The organism is Streptomyces mesophilus, assembly GCF_040300965.1.
GTDB lineage: Bacteria > Actinomycetota > Actinomycetes > Streptomycetales > Streptomycetaceae > Streptomyces > Streptomyces mesophilus_A.
In genome coordinates this window covers 44,667-54,106 of the sequence record NZ_JBEPEW010000045.1, presented here as the reverse complement: position 1 = coordinate 54,106, position 9,440 = coordinate 44,667, and the positions used below count along the sequence as shown (strand labels likewise).

The following is a 9,440-nucleotide window of genomic DNA, read 5'->3' as shown; positions in this document are numbered from 1 at the left end:
CGCCAGGGCACGGGTGACCACCCCCAGCCTGCCTACGTCTCCGCGGCCCCGGCGGGTTTGATCACCCGTAGCGTGGCGTACCAATCATCGGCGGCGGCCGTCGCCACGGAGAGGACCGTGCCCTCCACGGGGTGGGCCACCGCCTGGTACCCGGATGCCGCGGCATGGCCGAGCGCCTTCTTCAGACGCCGGGCCCGCAGCTCGGAGGCCTCCTGCCCGGTCGGCTCGGAAGCCTCCCGCCCGGTCGGCTCGGAAGCCTCCCGCCCGGTCGGCTCGGAAGCCTCCCGCTCAGCCGGCCCGGACGCCTCGTGAGAAAGGTCACCCTCCCCCGCGAGCACCTGGGACATCCCCCGAAGCAGCTGCGCCAGGATCGTCCCCGAATTGCCCCGCGCCCCGATCAGCGCACCGTGCGCCATCGCCCGTACCGCCTCGGCGAGCGACGGGCCGTCAGGGGAGTCGGCCGCCTCGTGCGCGGCGAAGATCGCCTCCACCGCGCGGGCCGCCGATTCCACCGTCAGATAGAGGTTCGTGCCCGTGTCCGAGTCGGCCACCGGATAGACGTTGATGGCGTCGATCTCCTCGCGGGCCCGCCCGAGAGCGTCCAGCGCGAGTCCGCACCAGCCGCGCACCACGAGTGCGTCGGGGGTCTGCGGCACTGTGCCTCCTGTGAGCAGCGGGATCATTCGCAGACTAGTGCTGACCGGTGCCGCAGCGGACCAGGGCCCGGAGCTGGGGGTGGGCCGGACATGGTAGTTTTCTTGTACCGACGCAGCCGATGTATGCTGCTTCGGTTGCCCGATTCGGATCGGGCCATTCCCTGGCAAGCCACTCAGATCCTTTACGGAACTCGACTCGGCATGCCGGGTTTCAACCGTAAGAGCATCTGAAGTCTTTGGAGTGACCCGTGGCTGCCAACTGCGACGTCTGTGGCAAGGGCCCGGGCTTCGGCAACAACATCTCGCACTCGCACCGCCGTACGCCGCGCCGCTGGAACCCGAACATCCAGCGCGTTCGTACCGTGGTCGGCGGGACGCCGAAGCGCGTGAACGCTTGCACCTCGTGCATCAAGGCCGGCAAGGTCTCGCGCTAATCGCAGCGCGGCCACCTAGCTGGTTGCTGCAGAGCCGGTTCGCCTTCGGGCGGGCCGGCTTCTTGCTTTTCCGTGCCGCGGGGAGTGATCTCCGTGAGCGGATACGTGAAGGGGGCCCGAGCTCATCCGCTCGGGCCCCCTTCACGTATCCGGGTCATGGCTTCCGCATCGCCCACGCATGGTCGACCGGCCCGATGCCCGCACCGAGCGCGAACCCGGCCGCGATCGCGCCCGTGACGTAGTCCTTCGCCTGCCGGACCGCCTCAGGGACCTCGAGCCCCTTCGCGAGCCCCGAGGCGATCGCGCTGGCCAGGGTGCAGCCGGTGCCGTGGGTGTGGCGGTTGTCGTGGCGCGGGGCGCGCAGCCAGAACTCCTCGGACCCGTCGGTCAGCAGATCGACCGCCTCCCCCGGCAGATGGCCGCCCTTGATCAGCGCCCAACGCGGTCCGAACTCCAGGAGCGCCGCGGCGGCCCGCCTGAGGTCTGCCTCCGCCGACACCCGTACACCTGTGAGCTGAGCCACCTCGTCCAGGTTCGGGGTGGCGACCGTCGCGACCGGCAGCAGCTTCGTGCGTACGGAATCGAGCGCCGCCTGGGCGAGCAGCGAGTCACCGTGCTTGGAGACCCCGACAGGGTCGACCACCGTCGGTGCGTCCGTGCCGGCCAGCAACTCGGCGACCGTCTCGACCAGTTCGGCCGAGGCCAGCATCCCGGTCTTCACGGCCTGTACGCCGATGTCGTCGGCCACGCTGCGGTACTGGGCGCGTACCGCCTCGACCGGAAGTTCCCAAACGCCCTGGACGCCCACCGAGTTCTGCGCGGTGACCGCGGTGAGCACGCTCATGCCGTGCGTGCCGAGCGCCAGCATCGTCTTGAGGTCCGCCTGGATGCCGGCGCCGCCGCCGGAGTCCGAACCGGCCACGGTGAGCACCAGGGGCGGGCGTATCGCTGCGGCACTCACGACTCGATGTCCCCGCCGAAGTGGTCCCAACCGCCCTTGCTGGTCCAGGGCGCGCCGTCGACCGTCACATGGGGCAGCGCGGAGGGGTTGAGGACCTCGCCGATGACCTTCCAGCGGGCCGGGAGCTTCACGTCCGGGGGGAAGGTCGCCACGATCGCGTGGTCCTCGCCGCCGTTGAGCACCCACTGCAAGGGGTCCACGCCGACGGCCTGTCCGATGTCGTTCATCTGCGAAGGCACGTCCATCGCACCGGACTTGATGTCGATACGGACCTTGCTGGCCTCGGCGATATGGCCGAGGTCGGCGATCAGACCGTCACTGACGTCCGCCATCGCGGTCGCCCCGAGACCGGCCGCCGCGGGGCCCGCGTGGTACGGCGGCTCCGGCCGGCGGTGCGCCTCGACGAACGCGCGCGGCGAACGGAAGCCCCGCGAAAGCACCGCGTGTCCTGCGGCCGACCAGCCGAGCCAGCCCGTGTACGCGACGACATCGCCGGCCTGTGCACCGCCGCGGGTCACCGGATCGTGGTTGCGCAGATCGCCAAGTGCCGTGATGGCCACGGTGATCGTGTCGCCACGGACCACATCGCCGCCCACGACGGCCGCGCCCGCGACCTGAGCTTCGTCGCGCAGTCCGTCCATCAACTCCGTTGCCCACGTGACCGGGAGATCCGCGGGCACCACAAGTCCGAGAAGCAGCGCGGTCGGTACGGCGCCCATCGCGGCGATATCGGCGAGGTTCTGCGCGGCCGCCTTGCGGCCGACGTCGTACGCCGTGGACCAGTCGCGGCGGAAGTGCCGTCCCTCGAGCAGGATGTCGGTGCTCGCCACGACCCTGCGGTCCGGCGCGGACACGACCGCGGCGTCGTCGCCGGGGCCGATCCTGACCGCCGGAGTCGTCGTGAGCCGGGAGGTGAGCTCTCTGATGAGCCCGAACTCGCCGAGCTCCCCCACGGTGCCCTTCATCCCATCGCCCTTTCTGCGCCAGTGCCCTTGCGGTAGCGGGGCCGATCGGCCGCGGGTACCGTCAACGAATACGTCAACTTCTTATGCGCGCACGCCGAGGCACGCGCAGCTGCATACGCCCCGGCGTACGTACCTGCGGCCCCGCGGGTCTCCCCGTGGGATGCGGCAACGCGATACCGTGGCGTCCTTTCTCCCCGCATGATCCCCGCGATCCCCGCGATGATCCTCGTGGCCGCCCTGGAGGTTCCGTGGTACAGGCGTACATCCTGATCCAGACCGAGGTCGGCAAGGCGTCGACCGTCGCCGATCTGATCGGCAAGATCCCGGGAGTGATCCAGGCCGAGGACGTCACCGGTCCCTACGATGTCATCGTGCGCGCTCAGGCGGACACGGTCGACGACCTCGGTCGCATGGTGGTCGCCAAAGTCCAGCAAGTGGACGGCATCACCCGCACTCTGACCTGCCCGGTCGTGCACTTGTAGCCCCCGTTTACGCTTGGCCGGTGAACTTTTTCCGTCACCGGCTCGTCCAGCTCCCCACCCTCGGCGTGCTGCTGCTCGCCACAGGCTGCTCATGGACGGACGACACGGTGACGGCTGCGGTTCCCTCCCCCGACTCCCGGACGTCCGGCCACTGCCGGAAACTGCACGAGGCACTGCCCGAGCAGCTGGACGGCCTCGACCGGAGTGATCCCGAGCCGAGCTCGGAGTTCACCGCGGGGTGGGGAGGCTCGGCGATCATACTGCGCTGCGGAGTTCCGCAGCCCCCGAAGATGCTGGAGAAGAACCCGCCGTCCACCACGGTGGACGGGCTCGGCTGGCTCGTCGAGGAGCCGGGGGACGGTTCGTACCGTTTTACGAGCGCACTGCGCGAGGCCTACGTCGAGGTCACCATCAGCAAGGAGCACGCGAAGCAGGGTGCGGGCTCGCTCGTGGACCTCGGGCGCGTGATCAAGAAGACGGTGCCCGAAGGCATCGCGACCTGATCCCCGTACGCAGACAGTTGCACGCATGGAAAAGCCGGACCCCGTACGAAAGGGGTCCGGCTTTCGCGGTACGCGGCCGCTCCTAGCGCAGCCCGGTCGACCGCCGCAGCGCCGCCTGCACCAGGCGGTCCACCAGTTCCGGGTACGAGACGCCGCTCTCCTGCCACATGCGCGGGTACATGGAGATGGGCGTGAAGCCCGGCATCGTATTGATCTCGTTGATCACGAACTCGCCGTCCTCGGTGAGGAAGAAGTCCGCGCGCACCAGACCCTCGCAGCTGGCCGCGTCGAAGGCCGCGACCGCGAGGCGCTGCACCTCGGCGGTCTGCTCGGGAGTCAGCGGCGCGGGCACGATGCCGGAGGCCGAGTCGATGTACTTGGCCTCGAAGTCGTAGAACTCGTGGTCGGTGACCGGCGGGATCTCGGCGGGCAGGCTCGCGCGCGGCCCGTCCTCGAACTCCAGGACGCCGCACTCGATCTCGCGGCCCCGGAGCAGTGCCTCCACGAGGAACTTCGGGTCGTGGCGCCGCGCCTCCTCGATGGCCTCGTCCAGGCCGTCGAAGGAGTCGACCTTGGTGATGCCGAAGGAGGAGCCGGCGCGGGCCGGCTTGATGAAGAGCGGCCAGCCGTGCTCACCGGCGAATTCGGCGATCTTCTGACGGGCGTCGGCCCGGTCGGCCTCCCACTCGCGCGGGCGGATCACCAGGTACGGGCCGACGGGCAGCCCGAAGGAGGTGAAGACGCGCTTCATGTACTCCTTGTCCTGACCGACCGCGGAGGCCAGAACTCCCGAGCCCACATAGGGCGTTCCGGAGAGTTCGAGCAGTCCCTGGAGGGTGCCGTCCTCGCCGTACGGGCCGTGCAGCATCGGGAAGACCACGTCGACCTCGCCGAGCGCCTTGGGCACGGTGCCCGGCTCGGTGTAGACGACCTCGCGGTTGGCGGGGTCGACCGGCAGGATGACGCCGCCCTCGCTGTTCTCCGCGACCTGCTCGACGGTCGGCACCTTGCGGTCGGCGATCGCCATCCGCTCGGGCTCGTCGGCGGTCAGCATCCAACGGCCGTCCGAGGTGATGCCGATCGGCAGCACGTCGTACTTGGTGCGGTCGATGGCGTTCAGGACCGCGCCGGCCGTGACGACCGAGATGCCGTGCTCGGAGCTGCGTCCGCCGAACACGACGGCCACACGCGGCTTGCGTACGTTCCCGCCGGAAGGCGCGGGCACAGGGCTCTGGGAGGTGGTCTCGCTGCTCATATCGCGTCGAGACTACCTTGCGTGACCGCGCCCCTGGGAGCCCCGGCGCGCAGGTCCGGCGGGTGTCACGGACCGTGACACCGCTATGACATGACGGTCAGTGGCGTCGGCGGCGTACCGGTCAGTGACGCTCGGCCTTCGCGCTGCGCGACATGAGTTCCTTGACTGCGACCAGCGGCGGCTTCCCGTTGTGCACGATGTCCACCACGGTGTCCGTGATCGGCATCTCCACGCCGTGCCGCCGGGCCAGATCGGCCACGGATTCACAGGACTTGACGCCTTCGGCGGTCTGCTTGGTGACCGCGATGGTCTCCTCCAGGGTCATGCCCTTGCCGAGGTTCGTACCGAAGGTGTGGTTGCGGGACAGCGGCGAGGAGCAGGTGGCCACCAGGTCGCCGAGGCCCGCGAGTCCGGAGAACGTGAGCGGGTCGGCGCCCATGGCGAGCCCGAGCCGTGCCGTCTCGGCCAGACCACGGGTGATCAGCGATCCCTTGGTGTTGTCGCCCAGGCCCATGCCGTCCGCGATGCCGACGGCGAGACCGATCACGTTCTTGACGGCGCCGCCGAGTTCGCAGCCGACGACGTCGGTCTCGGTGTACGGGCGGAAGTACGGGGTGTGGCAGGCGGACTGCAGTCGCTTGGCCACGGCTTCGTCGCTGCAGGCGACGACCGCGGCGGCGGGCTGTCGTGCGGCGATCTCGCGGGCGAGGTTGGGTCCCGTGACGATGGCGATCCGGTCGGCGGGCACCTCGGTGACGTCCGCGATGACCTCGCTCATGCGCATCGCGGTGCCGAGTTCGACGCCCTTCATGAGCGAGACGAGCACGGTGTCGGGGGCGAGCAGGGGCGCCCACTGCGTGAGGTTGGCACGCAGGGTCTGCGAGGGAACCGCGAGCACCGTGAAGTCGGCGCCGGCCGCGGCTTCGGCGGCGTCCGTCGTCGCCCTCACCCGGTCGGGGAGCTCGACGTCCGGGAGGTAGTCGGGGTTCCTGCGCGTGGAGTTGATGGCCTCGGCGAGCTCGGGCCTGCGGCCCCAGAGCGTCACCTCGCAGCCCGCGTCCGCGAGCACCATCGCGAAGGCCGTCCCCCACGAACCCGTACCGAAGACGGCCGCCTTCACCGGTGCAGTCACTTCTTCTCTTCCTCACCTTCACGTTCGGCCAGCTTGCGCCGCTGCTCGATCCGCGCCAGACGCGGGTCGTACGGCTTGTCGGGAGCCTTCTCACCGCGCAGCTCCTCGAGCAGGGCGGTGACGTGGCGCATGATGACCTCCGTTGCCTCCTGCAGGAGTTCGGGGGTCATCTCCCGGTCGTAGAACGCCGAAAGGTCCACCGGGGGGCCGGCGAGCACATGACTGGTCTTGCGCGGGAAGAGGTCGGGCTTCTTCGCATACGGCGCGAGCAGTTCGTTGGCGCCCCACTGCGCGACGGGAATCACCGGGCACTTGGTCTGCAGCGCGACCCGTGCGGCACCGGTCTTCGCGACCATCGGCCACAGGTCGGGGTCACGGGTGAGCGTGCCCTCCGGGTAGAACGCGACGCATTCCCCGCGCTCGACCGCCTCGATGGCGGCGCGAAACGCGCTCAGCGCATCCGTGGACTCGCGGTAGACGGGGATCTGCCCGGTGCCCCGCATCATCATGCCGACAAAACCGGTCTTGAAAAGCCCGTGCTTGGCGAGGAAACGGGGCACACGTCCGGTGTTGTACTGAAAGTGGGCGTATGCGAATGGATCCACATGAGAATTGTGGTTCACCGCAGTGATAAATCCGCCCTCGGCCGGAATGTGTTCCATCCCGCGCCAGTCCCGCTTGAGGAGAACAATCAGCGGCGGTTTGGCGATGACCGCCGCAAGGCGGTACCAGAAGCCGATTCTGCGGCGGGGCACTCGGACACCTTCCTCTACGGACCTGTGTGTGGCTGGGTGGGCGGCCGCACAAGTGTCGCCCCAGGTCCCCGGTCTGTCGAGAACACCGTACGCCCACGCCTGCGGACGCACCGCTCCTGCATGGGCCCCTCGGGGCCCGCTCCGGCGGACGCCGGGCCAGAATGGGCGCGATGCGCACCGACAACGGCAGGCCCACGCCGCTCGCGTGGACCCTGGTCATACCCCTGAAGCCCTTGGCGCGGGCCAAAAGCAGGCTCGTGGAGCCGGCGGTGGCGCCGCTGCGCCCTTCACTGGCCCTGGCATTCGCCCAGGACACCGTGGCGGCCGCGGCGGCCTGCCCTGCCGTACGGGATGTGGTGGTCGTCACGGACGACGAGCTGGCCGGACGGGAACTCTCGGCCCTGGGCGCCCGGATCGTGCGCGACGAACCCGGCACCGGCCTGAACGCCGCCCTCAGGCACGGGGAGCAGGCCGTACGTGCCCTGCGGCCCGAAGCCGCGATCGCCGCGCTCAACGCCGATCTGCCGGCACTGCGCCCGGCCGAATTGACCGCCGTACTCGACAATGCGGCGCAATTTCCGCGCGCATTTCTCGCGGATGCCGCCGGAATCGGTACGACACTGCTCTCGGCGTCTCCCGGAACGGAACTCGCCCCGGCCTTCGGCGGCGCCTCACGCGCCCGCCATACGGCGTCCGGGGCGGTCGAACTCACCCTGGCCGGCGTCGAGAGCGTCCGTCAGGACGTGGACACCTGGGAGGACCTGCAGGCCGCACACCGTCTGGGCCTCGGGCCGCGCAGCGCCGAGATGTTCAGAAGGTCTGCAGAGTCACCAGCGTGATCCGCCGGTCCTCGCCTTCGCCCGCCACCTCGATACGCACCCGCTGACCGGGCCGGAGCAGCCGCAGACCACCGGCGTCGAAGGCCTCGGCGGCGAACTCGACGGGAGTGCCGTCGTCGAGGAGGACACTGCCGCTGCGGGACTGGGGATCGTACGTGTACGCGGTGGCCTGCATGCCCGCAGCGTATCGGGCACCCCAGGGGCACTTGAACCTGGCGGAACGCACCGCGGGCCGGTCCCCCGGTAAGGGGACCGGCCCGGCGCGTGAGTGAGCCTTGCGAGGTGGGTGTCGGCTTGGGGCGAAGGTGTCCCGGGGTTTCTGGGGACTCCTATTCGTCGCCCCCAGCGCCCCCAGCGCCCCCAGCGTCACTTCTTCCTGGCGGTGGCCTTCTTGGCGGTGGTCTTGCGCGCCGTCGACTTCTTGGCGGGCGCCTTCTTCGCCGTGGCCTTCTTGGCGGGGGCGGTCTTCTTCGCCGTCGCCTTCTTGGCCGGGGCCGCCTTCTTGGCGGTGGTCTTCTTGGCCGTGGCCTTCTTGGCGGCCGGAGTCGCCTTCTTGGCCGTGGTCTTCTTCGCCGTCGCCTTCTTGGCGGTCGTCTTCTTCGCGACCGTCTTCTTGGCGGTGGTCTTCTTCGCGGCCGCCTTCTTGGCGGTGGTGGCCTTCTTGGCAGCGGCCTTCTTGACCGTCGCGGAAGCGCCGCCGGACAGGCTGCCCTTGGGCGCCTTCTTGACCGCCACGTCGTTCTTCGGGAGCTTCTTGGAGCCGCTCACGAGGTCCTTGAAGCCCTGGCCCGCGCGGAAACGCGGCACCGAGGTCTTCTTGACCCGCACGCGCTCACCCGTCTGCGGGTTGCGGGCGTAACGGGCCGGGCGGTCGACCTTCTCGAACGAGCCGAAGCCCGTGACCGAAACGCGGTCACCGCTGACAACGGCACGGACGATGGCGTCCAGTACGGCGTCGACGGCGTCGGAGGCCTGCTGACGCCCACCGACCTTGTCGGCAATCGTTTCTACGAGCTGCGCCTTGTTCACGTCTTCCCCTTCGGAGACATCGCCGGAACGAATCTGTTCTGGCTTTTTCGCACGTTAGGCAGATATATACCGCAAATCAAACACGAAACGGGCGAATCACCCACGTGCCGCAGCGAACTGGGGCTTCAACCTCAGCAAACTGGGGGCTTCAAGGAGTTCCGTCCGTGGATCCGCCATCGGATAAGGCCCTTGCGTCCAGCTCGTCCATGAACTGCCCAAGGCGTCTTGCCGCATCGACGAGATCGTGTTTGGCCGCGGCCGTAATGACCAGCAGCTTCCGGGTCAGCGCCATCCGTACGCTCTCCGGTACTTGCAGTTCACGCACCTTGCGGTGCGCCTCTTTCAGCTGGTCCGCGACCTCGCCGTAGAGCTCGAGTTGGCGTTCGCGTTCCATGCACCGATTGTGCCATCTGGCCTGAGTTGTCGCCT

General features: G+C 69.2%; 12 protein-coding genes and 1 pseudogene. 4 read left to right on the top strand and 9 right to left on the bottom strand.

Features of this window, described 5'->3' with window-relative positions; genetic code table 11:
- Positions 1–86: 86 nt before the first annotated feature.
- Positions 87–683 (bottom strand): annotated as a pseudogene (locus ABT367_RS18210) (DAK2 domain-containing protein); the annotation flags it as partial.
- A 221-nt stretch (positions 684–904) separates the two neighbouring features.
- Here ABT367_RS18210 and rpmB point away from each other — a divergent pair.
- Positions 905–1,090 (top strand): 50S ribosomal protein L28, encoded by a 186-nt coding sequence (gene rpmB, locus ABT367_RS18205; protein WP_004924906.1) that lies wholly within the window; start codon positions 905–907, stop codon positions 1,088–1,090.
- Between the two features lie 154 nt (positions 1,091–1,244).
- Here the strand turns inward: rpmB and thiD are convergent, their stop codons facing one another.
- The gene (gene thiD, locus ABT367_RS18200) at positions 1,245–2,051 is read right to left on the bottom strand and encodes a bifunctional hydroxymethylpyrimidine kinase/phosphomethylpyrimidine kinase (RefSeq protein ID WP_352254094.1); all 807 of its coding nucleotides are present in this window, start codon (positions 2,049–2,051) and stop codon (positions 1,245–1,247) included.
- Positions 2,048–3,016 (bottom strand): thiamine-phosphate kinase, encoded by a 969-nt coding sequence (locus tag ABT367_RS18195; RefSeq protein ID WP_352254093.1) that lies wholly within the window; start codon positions 3,014–3,016, stop codon positions 2,048–2,050. Before ABT367_RS18195 ends, thiD begins: the two co-directional genes overlap by 4 nt.
- Positions 3,017–3,264: 248 nt before the next feature.
- Here ABT367_RS18195 and ABT367_RS18190 point away from each other — a divergent pair, with 248 nt between their 5' ends.
- Both ABT367_RS18190 and ABT367_RS18185 read left to right on the top strand, forming a co-directional pair.
- Positions 3,265–3,498, top strand: a complete 234-nt coding sequence (locus tag ABT367_RS18190) for an Lrp/AsnC family transcriptional regulator (RefSeq protein ID WP_052579718.1) — start codon at positions 3,265–3,267, stop codon at positions 3,496–3,498.
- Positions 3,499–3,518: 20 nt separating this feature from the next.
- Entirely contained in the window at positions 3,519–4,001 is a 483-nt protein-coding gene (locus ABT367_RS18185; protein WP_352254092.1) for a DUF3515 domain-containing protein, read from the top strand.
- 82 nt (positions 4,002–4,083) lie between these two features.
- Here ABT367_RS18185 and ABT367_RS18180 read toward each other — a convergent pair whose 3' ends face one another.
- The 3 genes from ABT367_RS18180 to ABT367_RS18170 all read right to left on the bottom strand — a co-directional run bounded on the left by ABT367_RS18180 (position 4,084) and on the right by ABT367_RS18170 (position 7,143).
- Entirely contained in the window at positions 4,084–5,256 is a 1,173-nt protein-coding gene (locus ABT367_RS18180; RefSeq protein ID WP_352254091.1) for a D-alanine--D-alanine ligase family protein, read from the bottom strand.
- 121 nt (positions 5,257–5,377) lie between these two features.
- Entirely contained in the window at positions 5,378–6,388 is a 1,011-nt protein-coding gene (locus ABT367_RS18175; RefSeq protein WP_352254090.1) for an NAD(P)H-dependent glycerol-3-phosphate dehydrogenase, read from the bottom strand.
- A complete protein-coding gene (locus ABT367_RS18170) occupies positions 6,385–7,143 on the bottom strand; it encodes a lysophospholipid acyltransferase family protein (RefSeq protein WP_352254089.1) in 759 nt (252 codons plus the stop codon). Before ABT367_RS18170 ends, ABT367_RS18175 begins: the two co-directional genes overlap by 4 nt.
- A gap of 170 nt (positions 7,144–7,313) precedes the next feature.
- Here ABT367_RS18170 and cofC point away from each other — a divergent pair, with 170 nt between their 5' ends.
- The gene (cofC, locus tag ABT367_RS18165; protein WP_352254088.1) at positions 7,314–7,982 is read left to right on the top strand and encodes a 2-phospho-L-lactate guanylyltransferase; all 669 of its coding nucleotides are present in this window, start codon (positions 7,314–7,316) and stop codon (positions 7,980–7,982) included.
- On the opposite strand, the gene ABT367_RS18160 is transcribed toward cofC, so the two are convergent.
- The 3 genes from ABT367_RS18160 to ABT367_RS18150 all read right to left on the bottom strand — a co-directional run bounded on the left by ABT367_RS18160 (position 7,954) and on the right by ABT367_RS18150 (position 9,405).
- Positions 7,954–8,157 carry a hypothetical protein gene (locus tag ABT367_RS18160; RefSeq protein ID WP_352254087.1) on the bottom strand — a complete coding sequence of 68 codons (204 nt, stop codon included), beginning with the start codon at positions 8,155–8,157 and terminating at the stop codon, positions 7,954–7,956. The genes cofC and ABT367_RS18160 overlap by 29 nt on opposite strands.
- Before the next feature lie 191 nt (positions 8,158–8,348).
- Positions 8,349–9,011: an HU family DNA-binding protein gene (locus ABT367_RS18155; protein ID WP_165332572.1), complete on the bottom strand. Its 663-nt coding sequence runs from the start codon at positions 9,009–9,011 to the stop codon at positions 8,349–8,351.
- A 148-nt stretch (positions 9,012–9,159) separates the two neighbouring features.
- The gene (locus ABT367_RS18150; protein WP_165332571.1) at positions 9,160–9,405 is read right to left on the bottom strand and encodes a hypothetical protein; all 246 of its coding nucleotides are present in this window, start codon (positions 9,403–9,405) and stop codon (positions 9,160–9,162) included.
- Between the last annotated feature and the right edge of the window lie 35 nt (positions 9,406–9,440).